Annotated in this window: 16 protein-coding genes and 1 pseudogene; 8 read left to right on the top strand and 9 right to left on the bottom strand. The window is 68.6% G+C overall.

Going from position 1 to position 15,435, the window contains the following annotated elements; all coding sequences use genetic code 11:
* Positions 1-41 precede the first annotated feature (41 nt).
* The 4 genes from AB0L71_RS15460 to AB0L71_RS15445 all read left to right on the top strand — a co-directional run bounded on the left by AB0L71_RS15460 (position 42) and on the right by AB0L71_RS15445 (position 5,284).
* Positions 42-2,036 carry a hypothetical protein gene (locus AB0L71_RS15460; RefSeq protein ID WP_365242671.1) on the top strand — a complete coding sequence of 665 codons (1,995 nt, stop codon included), beginning with the start codon at positions 42-44 and terminating at the stop codon, positions 2,034-2,036.
* Between the two features lie 75 nt (positions 2,037-2,111).
* Positions 2,112-2,699 carry a hypothetical protein gene (locus AB0L71_RS15455; RefSeq protein ID WP_365242669.1) on the top strand — a complete coding sequence of 196 codons (588 nt, stop codon included), beginning with the start codon at positions 2,112-2,114 and terminating at the stop codon, positions 2,697-2,699.
* Between the two features lie 20 nt (positions 2,700-2,719).
* Positions 2,720-3,169: a DUF3592 domain-containing protein gene (locus AB0L71_RS15450; RefSeq protein ID WP_365242667.1), complete on the top strand. Its 450-nt coding sequence runs from the start codon at positions 2,720-2,722 to the stop codon at positions 3,167-3,169.
* A gap of 177 nt (positions 3,170-3,346) precedes the next feature.
* A complete protein-coding gene (locus tag AB0L71_RS15445) occupies positions 3,347-5,284 on the top strand; it encodes a serine/threonine-protein kinase (RefSeq protein ID WP_365242665.1) in 1,938 nt (645 codons plus the stop codon).
* Between the two features lie 304 nt (positions 5,285-5,588).
* Here AB0L71_RS15445 and AB0L71_RS15440 read toward each other — a convergent pair whose 3' ends face one another.
* Entirely contained in the window at positions 5,589-6,215 is a 627-nt protein-coding gene (locus AB0L71_RS15440) for a hypothetical protein (protein WP_365242663.1), read from the bottom strand.
* A gap of 283 nt (positions 6,216-6,498) precedes the next feature.
* On the opposite strand from AB0L71_RS15440, the gene AB0L71_RS15435 reads away from it, so the two are divergent.
* Positions 6,499-7,002: a DinB family protein gene (locus tag AB0L71_RS15435; RefSeq protein WP_365242661.1), complete on the top strand. Its 504-nt coding sequence runs from the start codon at positions 6,499-6,501 to the stop codon at positions 7,000-7,002.
* 15 nt (positions 7,003-7,017) lie between these two features.
* Here AB0L71_RS15435 and AB0L71_RS15430 read toward each other — a convergent pair whose 3' ends face one another.
* Entirely contained in the window at positions 7,018-7,833 is an 816-nt protein-coding gene (locus AB0L71_RS15430; RefSeq protein ID WP_365242935.1) for an LLM class F420-dependent oxidoreductase, read from the bottom strand.
* 425 nt (positions 7,834-8,258) lie between these two features.
* Complete coding sequence (locus AB0L71_RS15425; protein WP_365242659.1) at positions 8,259-8,432, bottom strand: hypothetical protein; 174 nt, start codon at positions 8,430-8,432, stop codon at positions 8,259-8,261.
* A 311-nt stretch (positions 8,433-8,743) separates the two neighbouring features.
* On the opposite strand from AB0L71_RS15425, the gene AB0L71_RS15420 reads away from it, so the two are divergent.
* Positions 8,744-9,595: a helix-turn-helix transcriptional regulator gene (locus AB0L71_RS15420; RefSeq protein WP_365242657.1), complete on the top strand. Its 852-nt coding sequence runs from the start codon at positions 8,744-8,746 to the stop codon at positions 9,593-9,595.
* Positions 9,596-9,606: 11 nt separating this feature from the next.
* Positions 9,607-9,798: a hypothetical protein gene (locus AB0L71_RS15415; protein ID WP_365242655.1), complete on the top strand. Its 192-nt coding sequence runs from the start codon at positions 9,607-9,609 to the stop codon at positions 9,796-9,798.
* A 96-nt stretch (positions 9,799-9,894) separates the two neighbouring features.
* Here AB0L71_RS15415 and AB0L71_RS15410 read toward each other — a convergent pair whose 3' ends face one another.
* Together AB0L71_RS15410 and AB0L71_RS15405 are read right to left on the bottom strand one after the other, a co-directional pair.
* The gene (locus AB0L71_RS15410; protein WP_365242653.1) at positions 9,895-10,707 is read right to left on the bottom strand and encodes a hypothetical protein; all 813 of its coding nucleotides are present in this window, start codon (positions 10,705-10,707) and stop codon (positions 9,895-9,897) included.
* A gap of 499 nt (positions 10,708-11,206) precedes the next feature.
* Positions 11,207-11,605, bottom strand: a complete 399-nt coding sequence (locus AB0L71_RS15405) for a VOC family protein (RefSeq protein WP_365242651.1) — start codon at positions 11,603-11,605, stop codon at positions 11,207-11,209.
* 92 nt (positions 11,606-11,697) lie between these two features.
* Between AB0L71_RS15405 and AB0L71_RS15400 the strand changes: the two genes are divergently transcribed.
* On the top strand, positions 11,698-12,687 hold the full coding sequence (locus AB0L71_RS15400; RefSeq protein ID WP_365242649.1) for a YafY family protein: 990 nt from the start codon (positions 11,698-11,700) through the stop codon (positions 12,685-12,687).
* Positions 12,688-12,781: 94 nt separating this feature from the next.
* Here AB0L71_RS15400 and AB0L71_RS15395 read toward each other — a convergent pair whose 3' ends face one another.
* The 4 genes and pseudogenes from AB0L71_RS15395 to AB0L71_RS15380 form a co-directional block, all read right to left on the bottom strand.
* Positions 12,782-12,970, bottom strand: coding sequence for a DUF397 domain-containing protein (locus AB0L71_RS15395; RefSeq protein WP_365242647.1), 189 nt, complete (start codon positions 12,968-12,970; stop codon positions 12,782-12,784).
* Positions 12,967-13,806, bottom strand: a complete 840-nt coding sequence (locus tag AB0L71_RS15390; RefSeq protein ID WP_365242933.1) for a helix-turn-helix transcriptional regulator — start codon at positions 13,804-13,806, stop codon at positions 12,967-12,969. The genes AB0L71_RS15395 and AB0L71_RS15390 overlap by 4 nt, the downstream gene beginning before the upstream one ends.
* A 311-nt stretch (positions 13,807-14,117) precedes the next feature.
* Positions 14,118-14,495, bottom strand: a pseudogene (locus AB0L71_RS15385) (recombinase family protein); the annotation flags it as partial.
* Positions 14,496-14,531: 36 nt separating this feature from the next.
* Complete coding sequence (locus AB0L71_RS15380; RefSeq protein ID WP_365242645.1) at positions 14,532-15,275, bottom strand: DUF6193 family natural product biosynthesis protein; 744 nt, start codon at positions 15,273-15,275, stop codon at positions 14,532-14,534.
* Positions 15,276-15,435 lie beyond the last annotated feature (160 nt).

The raw sequence follows: 15,435 nt of genomic DNA, 5'->3' as shown, positions 1-15,435 counted from the left end.
CGGGTACAGGCAGGGAACATGGGCGTCGGGAAGGAAGAACCGTGACGGGTGGCGGGGGCTGGGGAAGCGGAAGCGCGGGCCACATACCGCCGAGGAGCGGGGGTGGTTCCGGGCCCCGCAGTGGCGTGTTCTTCGCGCTGACGCGTAGCTGGGCGGCCGGTGCCCTCGTCTACATCGCCGCCGGGTATCTGGTGTCGCGCGGGCTCGTCGAACTGCTCGCCACCGACGAGCGGCTCACGTCCTTCGGCTGGCGCCTGGCGCTGCTGCATGTGCCGAACGTCATCACGACCGTGCTCACGGTCCTGGCCTCGGCCCGGGTGCTGCCCGACGAACAGCGCGAGTCCCCGCTGCTGACACTGCTGGCCGCGCTGGGCTTCCCGGTGGCAGCGCTGGTCTACGGCTTCGCCGTGTCCTGGCATCTTCTGGGCTTCGAGGGCGCGTTGATGCCCATCGTCGCGCTGGCGACCGGCGCGGCTGCGGGACTGGCCGTCGACCGGCTGCTGGACGACCGCGAGGAGCGGTCACCCGCGCCGTACCAGCCGTACACCTGGCGCGACAGCGGGGCCACCGCCATGGAGTACCTCGGGGTCGTCGTCCTCGTCGTCACGATGATCGGCGCGATGGCCATGGCCGGGGTCGGCGGGCAGATCGGCGAACGCATCCGCTGCGCGATCAGTTCGCTGGGCGGCGGCGGTGGCGGCTGCTCCACCGGCGGCGGGGACACCACCGCCAAGCCCAAGACGGACGCCGACTACGAGCCGAAGATGTGCCAGGTCTCCAGCGTCTCGGACACCGTCGGCGACAAGGTCAAGATCGGCTGGTTCGAGTGGGGCAACGAGTACGGCTTCCAGCAGAAGGTCAGCCAGGCCAACACGGACGTGAACGAGGACGGCAAGGTCGACGAGAACGACAAGCTGGTCTACATGACGTTCACGGACGCCGCCTCGGCCGGCGCCACCGCCAGCACCCCCGGCGTCAAACTCGGCAAGCTGGGCAAGGCGGATGTGGACATCGGCGGCGGCATCAAGATCACCAACGGTGACACCTGGGTCTTCAAGAGCGAGGACGACGCCAAGAAGATGCGGGACGACATCGAGGAAATGAAGATGTGGGAGACCTCCACGAAGTACAGCGGCGGCTACGGCGGCGGCTGGTACTCCGGGATGAAGTGGGCCGAGAAGAAGGAGGACATCGAGAAGAAGATCGGCGACAAGAAGATCTCCTACTCGACCATCGGTCTCAACGCGTACGCGGACGGCGGTCTCTCGATCAGTGCGGGCGACGAGACCAAGCTCGGTGCCAAGCTCGGCGGCAAGGCCAAGTTCTCCCCCGAGGTGACCATCACCAAGGACGACGTCAACGGCAACGAGTCGTACACATACACCGCCAAGCTGGAGCTGGAGGGCAAGGTCGGCGGCAACGCCGGTCCGCTCGGCGGCACGGCCGCGGCCAAGGACACCCGGACCGGCGCGATCACCGTCACCCGCGACCAGAAGACCGGCAAGATCGTCCGTATCGACATGACGCAGACCTACGAGGGCAGCTCGACCTCCGACAAGGGCGACATCAGCGGCGACAACGGCAAGAAGGACGGCGACAAGCGCGGCGGCAAGATCAGCGGCACCGACTCCTCCGGCGAGACCGGCATCGAGGTCCAGACGAACTCGCTGGTCTTCGGCAAGGACACGGACCAGGCCACCGAGGCCAAGCGGGCCATCGCCGAGCAGTGGCTGGACGGCTCCGGAAACAACACCGCCCCGTTCGAGTACATGTTCGGCGACCACTCGCTGCAGCAGAAGCCGACCGGAACCGACCCGTTCGACCAGCTGATGTTCCAGGACGGGCTGTCGAGCACCATGAAGTACCTCGGTGAGACGGACGCCCAGGAGTTCGGCTTCGAGATCTCGCTCGGTATGAGCCTCGGATTCTCGATCTCGGACGAGCACAAGAAGGAGACGCTGACGGATGCGCAGTTCCTCGGGGCTCCGCAGGGAGACAAGCGCTCGTACCTCCCGTACAGCTACTGCGCCAAGTAGCCTCGCCGGCAGGGAAGGCGGGGACGACAGGGCCGCGCCCGACGGAGACCACGCACGACGACGAGGCGGGAGACGATGACGACGAGGAAGAAGTCCCGGCGGGCGATCGGCACCACGGTGGCCGCCACCCTCGGCCTCGCCCTGCTCACCGGCTGCGGCGGCGACTCCGCCGCCGCGCTCCCGGACGGCTGGGACAGGCTCGACACCAGCAGCCTCTCCGTGGGCTACCCCGCGAGCAAGGGCTACAAGGAACAGTCCGCGGCCGACCGGGCCAAGGCCAACGCCGCCGTCGCGCTGAAGGAGGAGGGCGGGCTGCGCACCGGCATGGTCTCGGTGCAGCTCGACTTCGCCACGGGCGTGGACGACGCCGCTGAGGCGGCCGCCGCGGCGGGCGCGGGCATCGGCCTCGGGGCGACCCGCAAGGAGACCTCGGATGTGCGGCTCGCGGGTGCGGAGAGCGCCCGTGACGCGCGCAGGATCGACTACGAGTTCACGTCGAACGGCAGGGAACAGACCCCGGCACAGGGCACCCGGATGACCGGAGTCCTGGTGGCGGGTGTGGACTCGAAGGATGTGCCGTTCCTGGTCCGGATCAATGCAGTGAAGGGCTCGCTGAGCCGCCAGGACCTCGACGCGTTCGTCGACTCGATCACGGTCAAGTAGCGGATCGGGGGCGCGCGTTCATGCAGGTCATGCCCGGCGGCACGGCCACGTTCCTGCTTCTCTTCGGCCTTCTGCTCGGCGCGTTCGCCGTCCGGTCGGCGCTGCGCCTGCACCGGGTGCTGCGGCTGGTCCGGCACGGCGAACGCGCCGAGGGGCGGTGCGCGGACCGCAGGACCGTCGATCGGGGTGCGGGTATGGACCGGAGTTACGTCACCGAGTACGTCTTCGCCTTCCGTACCCGTGACGGCCGCGAGATCGAGTTCACCGACCATGCCCCGGGCCCGTTCGGCTTCGAGGTCGGGGCGCCGGTCCGGGTCAGCTACGACCCGGCGGCCCCGTCGAAGCACGCCACGGTGGCGGGCCCGGGGGCGTGGGGGCCGGTGGTGATGCCGGCCCTGTTCGCCGTCGTGCTCGGGCTGTTCGCGGTGGGGCTGCTGGCCGGGTTCGCGGCCATGCGGGGATGGCTCTGACCGGAGAGGTCCTCCTTGACGTCCAACACGCCTGCACAGCAGCATGGTTGACGAAACCAAGGCACGGGTCCCGCACGTCCCCCTCCATGCGAAAGGCACCTGAAGCAGCACCGGCGGACGCCGGATTCGGGAACGGGACACCGCCCATCGGGCGGGACGACTGGAGGGCCCCACAGCATGGCGACAGGCGAGTCCGGCGGACAGGACGGCGGGACGGACGACAGGCCGGACGACGGCCGCGACGAAGCGCCCCACGCCACGGTCGGGAGTCTGAGCCCGCTCACCGCCACCGACCCGCAGCGCATCGGCCCGTATCTGCTCCTCGGCAGACTCGGCGCGGGCGGCATGGGCCGCGTGTACCTCGCCCGGTCGGAGGGCGGACGCACCGTCGCCGTGAAGGTGGTGCACGAGGAGCATGTCTCCGACCCGCAGTTCCGGGCCCGCTTCCGCCGCGAGATCGATGCTGCCCAGCGCGTCGACGCGCGGTACACGGCACCCGTCCTCGACGCGGACACCGAGGCGCAGGTGCCCTGGGTCGCCACCGGTTACGTACCCGGGCTCACCCTCGAACAGGCCGTGCGCCACTTCGGCCCGTTGCCCGACGCCTCCGTGCGCGCGCTGGCCGACGGCCTGCTGAAGGCGCTGGAGGACATTCACGCGGCGGGGATCGTCCACCGCGACCTCAAGCCCTCGAACGTCATGCTCACGGTCAAGGGCCCCAAGGTCATCGACTTCGGCATCGCCCGCGCCCTGGAAACCTCGATCGAGTCGCTGCTGACGAGCACGGGCGTGGCCATCGGCTCCCCCGGTTTCATGTCGCCCGAGCAGATCAGGGGGCAGGAACTCGGGCCGAAGAGCGATGTGTTCTCGTTGGGCTGTGTCCTGACGTACGCGGCGACCGGTCAACTGGCCTTCGGGCACGGGGTGACGAACCAGCACGCCATCAACTACCACGCGGTGGTGGAAGAACCCGTGCTGGAGCGGGTGCGGGACGACGCCCTCCGCGCCCTGATCACCCGTTGTCTCACGAAGGACGTGGACGAACGGCCGGATGTGGCGGCCCTCCACGAACAGGACCGGAGCACCAAGGCCCTGCTCACCGGCGGCGCCTGGCTGCCACCGGAGCTCCTCGCTCATCTCGCCGACCACGCCGCACAGTTGCTCGACGTGGACGCGATGCCGCTGCGCGAGGAACCCCGCGACCGGACGACGGTCGGCCTCCGCCCACGGAGCGAGCAGCCCGACCCAGAAGGCCACGCGCCCGAGGAGCCCACGGAGAAGCCCGAGCCCCGGGAACGTCCGGCACGCAGACGCAACTGGTTCGTCGTGCTTCCGGTGGTCGGCGTGATCGTCGTCGGCGGCGGCACCGTCGCGGTGATCCATCCCTGGACGGACAGGAGCGACACCCACGCCACCGGACCGGCCGAGCCGGGCAGCCCGGCGGCGATCGAATCCGGCAGCCCGTCCGGCACCCCGGGCGGCTCGGCGTCCGCCAGCCCCACGGCACACGCGACGTCCTCCCCGACGGGAGGCAAGGACGGGCGCGACGGCAAGGACGGGAGCAACGGGAGCGACGGCAAGCCGTCCACCGGCTCCGATGCGGGCCAAGTCCCCGCCGGCTCCTCCGGCGGCTCTTCTTCCTCCGGCGGCTCGTCCTCCACCAGCGGTTCGTCCTCCACCGGCGGCTCATCCTCCTCCGGCAGCTCGTCCTCCTCGGGCGGCAGCAGCGGCAGTACGAGCTCAGGCTCCGGTTCCGGTTCCGGCTCGTCCGACGGCAACGCGGTCCCCTCGTACTTCCTCGGGGAGTGGAACTACGACGGCCAGGCCTGGAACCTGCCCGCCCGCATCATCGTCTCCCGTGCGGAGCCGGGCGAGAAGGCCGTCCGCTTCATCACCGACATGGTGGGCATGGGGCACTGCGAGGCGGTGGGCCGGCTCGGCGGCGTCAAGAACGGCGGCAGCACCATCGACGTCACCGAGGCCGCGGTGGACAAGGCCAAATCCAACGGCATGTGCTACTCGATCAAGGCGGGAACGCTCTACATCGGCAATGCGGGCGGCATCTACCTTCTCAACGACCCGTCCCAGGGCAACGGCTATCACTACGTGCGCTGAGGGCTGTTGCGGGACGACCCTCGGGGTCCGGCCGGCTGCGCATCCGGACCCGGAATCCGGCCCCGCACCCGTGCATTGCCCCCTGGGGACCTGCGGGCGTGGGCGGTCAGAGCCTTTCCCGGTCGAACGGTTCCGGGAGCGGCTCCAGTGCCCCGGCCGCCCGGAGTTCCCCGTTGACCTCGACGATCGCCCCGACGCTTGACGACGATATACAGCACGGAACTCTCCGTCAGCCTCTCCGACTTCAACCTTCAGTGCTCAGTCCCCGGAACGGCGCCCAGGCGCCGCACGCACTGCCGCAAGTTCAGCTGCTCCGGGGAAGGCGGCCGTCCTGCGTTACCGGCTGAGGTACCTCGCTCCCGAACAGCATCCACGGCGACTCCTCGAAGAACGACACCCCGGCCAACTGCGGTTGGACCTCCGCAATTTCCTCCCGTACCGCGAGCGTGTCCGGCCAACTGTCGAAGCAGGTCGTCCCATTGGCGACGACGCCGCTCCAGTCGGTTGCGGCGGAGGCGCCCTCGCGGTCGACGACGAAGCCGATGCAGAGCACGGAGGGCCGCCCGATCGCTTCCCTGATCGCCCACTCGGCCACCTCCTGTTCGCCGTCCGTCAGCCATCCGAAACCGAACTCGAGCGCAACGACTCCGTCCGCTGTCCGCCGCACGCGCGCGGGAACGGCGGACCCGCTCCCCATCCACAGCGCGAAGTCGACGCTGTCGACCCGTTGCAGGCCGGCCAGGAGGACGAGCTGTTCCCTGGTCACCGACGAAGAGCTGCCCAGCGGGTCCCGTCCCGGGCCGAGGAGGGTGACCTTCCGCGTGATCGGATGACCGAGCCGCAGTCCCGCCGCGTCGAGATCACCGATGAGCGACTCGGCATCCGGACGGCTCCAGCCGAGGTGGTACGAGTAGAAGAAACCGTTGTTCATCAACAGATCACCCCAGGGAACGAATTACGGGTGGAGCGTGCTGATCCACGTGCATCGGGTGCCGTGACCGGCATGAGTGCCCGTCATGGCACCGGGCATGCCGGACAGGCGCCGGTGAGGGCGCCGGGTCGGTGGTGCTCACGATCGGGTCACGGTCGAGCGTAATGAGCCCCGTCCGCCCGGGCGTGGGCCCCCGGGCCCAGGAGTGGACCCCATTGGACGGGGCCAGAGGTCCCGGAAATGAAATGGACAGGACGAATGACCTCACCCATCGTGTATACGGATGACACGCACCGATTCGCCTCCCGCATGGGACGAGCGCACCCAGTTGGCCACCTTCCTCGACTACGCACGCGACACCGCCCGCGCGAAGTGCGAGGGCATCTCGCCGGACAATGCCCGCCGCGCCCCGCTGCCCGGATCGCCCCTGATGACGGTCTCCGGGCTGATCAACCACCTGAGCTGGGTCGAGTACTACTGGTTCGAGGTGGTCTTCCTCGGCGGTGAGGACGAGGGGCCGTGGACGGAGGAGGACCCCGACCGGGAGATGCGCATCGCGGTGGACATGCCGCTCGCCGATGTGCTGTCGGAGTACGAGGAACGGACCACCCGTTACCGCGAACTGGTCGCCGCCCACAGCCTGGACACACCGGCCAAGCGCCCGCGTCTGGAGGGCCGGCACCCGGATCTGCGCTGGATCGTCCTGCACCTGATCGAGGAGACCGCCCGGCACAACGGCCATCTGGACGTGATCCGGGAGATCGTCGACGGGACCACCGGCGTCTGAGGCGTGCACGCCCGGTCACCCGACCGCGGCGAGCCGGGGAAGGATGCGTTCGCCGAGCTGGTGGGTGAAGCTGACCGGGTGCCGGTCCGGCAGGACCTGGATCTCGTCGACGCCCAGGCCCGCATAGGCATCGGCGTCGGCGAGGAAACGGTCGGGGTTGTCCAGCACCGAGCCGTTGTACAGCACGGTCTTCGCGATCGCGTCGTAGTCCCGGCCCTCCGCGGTGCAGTGGGCGCGCAGCACACGGAGCTTGTGGGCCACCTCGTCCTGGTCGGTGGCGAACACATTGCAGGCGTCGCCGTAGCGGGCGGCCAGCAGCAGGGTCTTCTTCTCACCCCCGCCGCCGATCATGATCGGCGGCCGTTCACCGATCGGCTCGGGTACGCAGAGCGTCTCGGCGAGCTGGTAATGACGGCCCCGGAACGGGCCGTTGTCGTCGCTCCACATCTGCAGGCAGATCCGAATCGTCTCCTCCAGACGTTCGAACCGCTCGCTCACCGGGACCACCGGTACGCCGAGTCCGTACTGTTCCCGTTCGTACCAGGAGGCGCCGAGTCCGAGCCTGGCCCGCCCTCCGGACAGCACATCGAGGGTGGTGACGATCTTCGCCAGCAGTCCCGGATACCGGTACATGACACCCGTGACCATGAGCCCGAGGGTCATACGCTCGGTGACCGCCGCCACATAGCCGAGTGCGGTGTACCCCTCCAGCATCGGCTCGTCGGGCTCACTGAGCGGGGTCTCCATCTGGAAGTAGTGGTCCATGAGCGTGAAGGACGCGACCCCGGACTCGTCGGCGATCCGCGCCGAGTCGGCGAGGGTGGGGGCGATGAGCGCGGGGTCGGCTGGTTTCGAGTAGTTCCAGTAGTGCAGACCGAGCTTCACGTCCGACCTCCGCTGGTCAAGGTGCGGGCCGGGGCGGTCTCGTCACCCCGGACGACCGCGACACGGCGTCCGGCCGCGAAGCCAACATAAGCGCCCGGCACCTTCCGGACGGGGACCCCGGGATTGCCCTCGGGCAGGCGCGCCGCGCGCCGATCCGGCAGGATCCCGGCCCTGTGACGACGAGGGGCTCAGGGCGCCGACACCCGAACGCGACGAAAGGCCGCCCCCTCGGAAACGGCGAACGCCCCGTCAGGGACGGGGCGGCGCTTCCTCGGAAGGACGGCCTCATGTGAGCATCGTCACGGCGGCAGCCGAAGTAATCGAGTGTCAGGCGCGCCGGTCGAGACCGCGCACCTCCGGGGCAGCAGCGGTCACCGTACGGCCGAAGCGCGGACCACAGGGGTGTCTGCGGGCGTGACGCCCATGCTGAGCCTGTGCCAGGAACGGCCCTCAGGAAGCAGATGCGCCTCCGGGGACGAGTGCGGGCCCGACGTCTGCGCCGGGGCCACGGCCGGGCAGAGCGCGGTGAGCGGAGATGGGTGCATGGTCTGACTCCCCGGGCGAGGGCGGCACGTTGAACTCTTCTCTCTTTCGCTTGGGCACGCACGAGTGGCTCTCGCGTCGCGGACGAGCAGTGGCTTGTCTCCCTGACGCGGCCCGCCCCTCCCAGGGAAGGAGACTGCGGGCGGAACCGCGCGATGCACTTCCGGCTCGTCGCCGCTGCGTGAGCAGTGCATCACCGAATGTAGGCGATGAAGGGTCAATTTGGCCACCCCTTCCCGAAAAGTTGTCCCTTGCGCCAATCGATCCCCTTCCGCACGGCAGACTTCACCAAGAGGGCCACGGAAGGACTGACATGGCGTCGCGAACCGCCCCGACCGAACGACAGAAGCGGCTGGGAAGCGAGGTCCGGAAGATACGCGTGGCCGCCGAACTCTCCGCCGAGGCCGCGGCACGGCTCCTCGGAGTGGACCGCTCGCGGCTCTCCAACATCGAACAGGGCATCCGGGCCATCAGCGAGGACCGCCTGCGCACCCTCGCCCACGGCTGCGGCTGCCAGGACCAGGCATACGTCGAGGCACTGGCCGGCATGGTGAGGCCCGCCCGGCGCGGGTGGTGGGAACGTTACCGGGGCTCCCTGCCCGACGGACTTCTGGACATCGCCGAGTTGGAGGCCCATGCCCTGCGGATGCGGACGGCCCACTCGGTCCACATTCCGGGCATCCTCCAGACGAGCGACCACGCCCTCGCGGTCTTCCGCGTCGTCGTCCCCGCACTCCCGGAACACGAGGTGGCCCTCCGCCTGGCCCATCGGGTGGAACGGCAGCACCTCCTGGAGAGCGCCACGGCGCCGGACTACGTGGCCGTGATCCACGAGGCGGCGCTCCGGATGCGGTTCGGCGGCCGAGCGGTGGCGCGCGCCCAGCTCGATCACCTGCTGGAGAAGTCCGAGCAGGCGCATGTGACGTTGCTGGTCATCCCCTTCGACGCCGGAGCGTTTCCCGGTGCGGGACAGACCGTCCTGTACGCACAAGGCGCGGTGCCGCAACTCGACACCGTACAGATCGACACCTCGCACGGGCCCGAGTTCGTACACGCGGATGATCAACTGGCCAAATACCGAGCTCAGTTGGAATGGATGGAGGACATAGCGCTGTCATCGGCCGCATCACGGGAATTCATCCACGACATCGCACGCCAACTCTGAGGAGATGACCGATGCCGGACATCCACTGGGAAGACTCGTTCTGCGGCGAGGGGAACTCCTGCTACCGGTTCGGAACCGATGAACAGGGCAACAGCTACATCGCCGTCGCGGGCGCGGAGGAGCACTTCCTGACCGACAGCCGTGAAGCACTCCAGCAACTGATCCGCGCCATCAAGGCCGGCCGGGCCGACCACCTGCTCTGACAGCAACAAGCCCGGCACCGCGACGTGTTCGCGGTACCGGGCCCCTTTTCCGCCCCTTGACCGGCGGGACTCAACGCCCCCTCGGGTCGGCGAGTATCACTGGTGGTCCTCGATGATGCTGACGGCCACGCCGTCCTTGATCGTGACGGTGGCGGTGACGCTGCCCTTCTTCGCCGCGGCTTCGAGCTGCTCCTCGCTGCACGGTGTGGCGGCCTGGCCGTCCGCGTCACCACAGATCTTGCCCGCGCCCTCGATATCGGTGTCCTCGGCGGTGAAGAACGCCCGCTCGGTACCGCCGCTCGCGACGGTGTACTTGCCCGGGGCCAGGTAGCCGAGCTTCCCGGAGAAGGAGCCGGACGCCTTGTTGCTCCCCGATGCACCGTCGCCACCCGTGTTGCTGCTGGTGTGGTCCTCGATGATGCTGACGGCGATGCCGTCCTTGAGCTTGACCGTTGCCCCGAAGCCCTTCTTGGCCGCGGCTTCGAGCTGCTTCTCACTGCACGGTGTGGCGGCCTGGCCGTCCGCGTCACCGCAGATCTTGCCCGCGCCCTCGATATCGGTGTCCTCGGCGGTGAAGAACGCGCGCTCGGTACCGCTGCTCTTGTCCGTGACGGTGTACTTGCCCGGGGCCAGGTAGGACACCGTGCCACCCCAGGTGCCGGTCAGTCCCTTGCTGCCCGATGTGCCGTTCGATCCCTTGCTCGACGCCGCGTTGGTGCCGTCGGTGCCGTTCTCACCGTCGCCGGACTTCCCTTCGGTGGCCGATGTCGAGGCCGAGGCTGCGGCCGAGGACCCGTTCGACGTGCTGCTGCTCTCCGCGTCCCCGTCCTCGCAGGCCGTGAGCAGCAGGGTCGAGGCCATCAGGGCTGCGGCGGCGAGGACGGTCTTGCGGCGGTGATTGCGAAGCATGGCGGGACTCCCCCTGCTGGTCGTGATGGTGCGACCGGTTGGTCATTCCGGCCGGGCTGCGTACTTGGTTGATCATCAGCCTGACCGATGCGGCGATCCCCGGGAAGTGCAGTTACGAGGCCATGACACACCTGAGGTGGGCGCGGGACGGCGCGGGTACGCCCCGGTCACAATTCACATGGTTCAGACATGCTTCTCACAAGATCTTCGAGAGTTCGGGAGCGTGGGCCGGGGTTCGGCGAACGGCACGGCGCCGGCGTCCGGCGGCGATCCGGGGCACAAGCGCAGGCGTCCTTCGAAGGGCAGCGGTGCGTCCCGATGTCCCCTGCTGATGGCGTTCCCGGAATCGGCGACGGCCGCGTTCATCGGGAGCCCTGGGATCTCGGGGTCCCCGCGTGAGCGGCCGTGCGTGAGCGGCCGTGCGTGAGCGGCCGTGCGTGAGCGGCCGTGCGTGAGCGGCCGTGCGTGAGCGGCCGTGCGTGAGCGGCCGTGCGTGGTGTCAACGTGCGAACTTCTCGATGGCTGCGGGGGTGACGGGAGTGAAGAAGTTGATGAGGTTGCCGTCGGGGTCGCGGAACAGCAGCGACCGGTTGCCCCAGGGCATCGTGGTGGGCTCGGTGACGAAGTCGGTGACGAACCCGGCCAGGTTCTGGCGAACACGGTCCACGTCGTCGACGAGGAACTCGGTGATCACGCTGTGGTTGTCCGCCGGGCGGGCGGAGCCCGGGGCGAACAGCGGGACCGTGCGGGTGCCGGCGATCGCGAGGGTTGCGTTCGCGGTCCTGAGTTCGGCGAAGTCTTCGGTGGCCCACGTCGCCCGCGCCCCGGTGGCTCGCTCGTAGAACTCGACGAGGCGCGCTACGTCGCTGGTGATGATGCGGATCGAGACGAAGTCCATGGGATCTCCTTGGCTGTGCTGGAGGCGTGCACGTCGCAGGCTAGGAGAAATAGTGGACAGAATCGGTCCTGTATTCGCGTTAGATTGTGCGTATGCCTCGACCCACTGGCCGCGTGCTGACACTCCTGGAACTGCTGCAGTCGGGCGGCACCCGGACGGTGGCGGAACTCGCCGACCGGCTCGGCGTCGAAGGGCGCACCGTGCGGCGGTATGTGGACCAGCTGATCGACATCGACGTGCCCGTGGAATCGGTGCGCGGCCGCTACGGCGGGTACCGGCTCGCCCCCGGCTACCGCTTGCCTCCGCTCATGTTCAGCGAGGACGAGGCGCTGGCCGTGTTGCTCGGCCTGGTCGCCGGCCGCCGAGCCGGGTGGGCGACGACGGACCGCACGGCAAACGAGACGGCATCGGCGAAGATCCGACGGGTGCTGCCCCAGCACGTCGCCCGTAGGCTCGACCTACTCCTGGAGACTCTCGCCTTCACGGATCTGCCCGGTGAGTTCGCCACTCCGGACGCTGGGGTCCTGCTCACCCTCGCCGATGCGGTGCGCCACCGCCGGCCGGTCTCGATCCGCTACACCGACCGCGACGGACGGCGCAGCGAACGCACACTGCACGCGTACGGGATCGTCGCCCATGCGGGCCGGTGGTACGTCACGGGCAAGGCCGCCCGGATCGGCGAGGACCGAACCTTCCGGCTCGATCGCATCGCCGATGCGAGGACCCTGCCCGGCTCGTTCGAAACGCCCGTGGGTCCCAGTCCGGCACAGCGCGTGTTGTCAGGGTTCGCCACGGCTGAGTACCAACATGAGGTGACCTTGCGGATCCACGGGACGGTTGAGCAGATCCGCGCCCACCTTCCCGCCAGCGTCGCGAGTCTGGAGGAGCACGAACCGGCGGCAGGTCGGGATCGGGCGGCCAAGCGCTGGCTACGCGTCGAGCTACGGGCGGAGCGGCTCGACTGGTTGCCTCCGGTGCTCGCCTCACTCGACCGGCCGTTCATCATCGAGCGCCCCGATGAACTGCGCGACCTGGTCATCGCGCTCGCCGATCGCCTCGCGTCCTCCGCCCGCCAAGCCTGAGAGCGAGAAACCAATGTCACGGGAGGGGAACAGGGCCCAGTGAACGGCGAACGCCCGTACCGGACATATCCGGTACGGGCGTTCGCCGTGAAGGTCAGCCCTGCGCGGCGTAGGTGATGAAGTCGCTCCACGCGGTGCGGGAGAGGGCGAGTTCGGGGCTCCGCTGGTCCTTGGAGTCCCGGACGTGGATCGCCTGCGTACCCTTCGCCACCTCGACGCAGTCGTCACCGTCGGAACCGCTGTAGCTGCTCTTGAACCAAGCCCGTTCGTCGATGCTGCTCATAGCGCTCCTCGAAGTCGCTTCAGCAGGCTCCTGGAATCCTCGGAGTTAAGAGCCTGTGAGCGCAGTCTCGCATACCGCTGGAACATGATGCTGACCTCCTTCGGGTCCAAGATCAGCATGCCGCCACGCTGCCCTTCCGCGTAGCCGAACCACTTGTTGTCCTGCGCTTCGAGAAGCCTCAACGGTCCGTCGAACCCCGCGTGATCCGGCTGATGTCGCGGCATGATCTGCAGCTCGACGTTGAACTTCAACGACCGCTCCAGGAGGCTGTCGATCAACTCCCTCATCACGTCGGGCCCTCCCGTGCCGCGCTCGACAAGTGCCTGCTCGATGATGAAGCTGAACGCGATCGGCGGCCTGCGCTCGAACAGTTGCTGGCGCTCCATCCGAGCCGCCACTTGCTTGGCCACCTGATCCTCGTCCTTCACGGGCGGCACGCTTTCAGTCACGGCTCGCGCGTACCGCTCGGTCTGGAGCAGGCCGGGAATCACTCGGCACTCGTAGGTCCACAGGGTCACCGCATGCGCCTCCAGACAAGCCCACTGCCGGAACCAACTAGCCAGCCCCACCTGCCGCGTGAGATGGGGCGCCGCTTTTCGTAGGGCGCCGGTGTTCCCCAGCGCTGCCTCCGCGCGTTCCACGAAGTCGCGGTCCGGCATCCGGCGGCCCTGCTCGATCGAGGCGACCGTGTGCTTGGAGAAACGCACCTGTTCGCCGAACTCCTCACGCGAGAAGCCCGCGTGCTCCCGCAATGCCTGAACGAACGCACCGAAGGTGCGGAGACTGTCCGACCCCCCGGGCTCGGCGCAGGCTCCCGCGCCCGTTCCTCCCGCCACCGTTTCCGCAGTGTCGTCGTCCGTGTTCTCGTAGGCCACCGTCGGCCACCTTTCGCGTGCACCCGCCCCGCCGTACCGCTTCTGACCTTGCCGCGCCGACCTACCCCGTGACCACGGAATCAGCACTGAGCGTGCACGTACGCTTCCACAGCGTACGCGCAGCGAGGTCGGGTCGTCCCGACGTTCACCCATGCGTGTGCGGCGCGGTCCTGGCCCACGCGGGGAACGACATCGGGCCTGTTGGACTGACGGGGGTCTGTATGCGGCTTCGGGGATCAATCAGACCGTGGTTAGCGGTAAGCCCCTGATGATCAGGGGGCGGTCGTCGCGGCTGTGATGCGGGTGGCGTAGACCCGGTCGGCCTTGCGCTCGGCGGGGCCGGCGGCTTCGGCGGCGGCGACGCCTTCGCGGGTGTTCTCCGAGATCATGTCGCGCTGGAACTCCAGCACGGCGGCGAGGACGTTCACCATCATCTTGGTGCCGGGGTCGTCGGAGGCGAGGTCGACGCCGGACAGCAGGCCGGACTCGACTCGCAGGTGCAGGCCGCGACGGATCAGCACCGGCCGCAGGGCGAGGATGTCGGCAACCGAGCGGAAGAGGCGGGCAGCGTCGGCGATGCTGATGGTGTCGCCGACGGCGGCCTCGTGCAGGAGTCGGGTGAAGCCGACACGGTCGAGGGAGAGTTGGCGTCCCGATCCTTTCCTTCCCGGTCGCCGGTGTCGCTCTCAGGAGTCTTGTGCAGGGTTCTCAGGCGACGTCTGGAGCAGGTCGGCAGGGATCCGGCCGACGGCGATGGCGATCGCTTCGGCCGCGGTGGTGACGTGGTGCAGGGCTGGGCGGTTCCACCGCTCCCTGATGGTGTAGTCGCCGGTTCCCACGGGTGAGTTGATCGAGACGAAGGACGGGGAGAACGGGTAGTCGGGCGTGTTGGAGAAGCTCAGTGCCCAGTGGCTCGTGAAGGGGTAGAGCCTGCGGAGCTTCGGTTCGGCATGGGCGGACTGGATGAGCGCCTGGTACTGCGGCCAGTCGGTGTGATCGGCGTCCTTCAGCAGCCACTGCCACTCTGAGGCGATGACGTCGACGGGGTTGTTGTCGGGAACCTCGAAACGTCCGGTCAGGAGGTCGAAGGTCGCGGCCTGCCTGATCTCGTCGAGGCTGGCCCCCTCTGCCCAGCCGCGGATCACGTGGGGAAGTGCACGTATGTCCTTGGTATTGCCGCAGATCATGGTCCTGTTGTTGGACGAGCCCCCGATGGACCAGCTTCGCTCGTGATGCCGCGCTGCAATGTAGGACGCATGGCGATGCGGGACGACACTGGTGAACGTGGCATGGCGCAGTGGATCGGACGGGGTGACGGCCAGGGGAAGGGACATGCCTTGGTCGGCGGCTGCGGCTTGGAGTGCTGCGGCGAGGCTGCCGTGGGCGGCCACGTCCGGGTAGAGGACGGCTGGGTCTGGTTCGCAACTCATGATGTTCCCATCTTCATGCCTGTGTGGCGCGCCGGGTCGGCCACCATAGGGGACTAAAAGGGGAGCCGGAAGGTGGGGCCTCACCCGGTCGGGGATGCCGAGTTTTACGGGATCTGAGCAGCGCCCCGAAGCTCGGCTCCCGAGTCTCGGGATTCGAGCG

This window comes from Streptomyces sp. NPDC052052 (assembly GCF_040680455.1).
Classification (GTDB): domain Bacteria; phylum Actinomycetota; class Actinomycetes; order Streptomycetales; family Streptomycetaceae; genus Streptomyces.
This window is presented reverse-complemented; position numbering and strand designations above follow the sequence as displayed.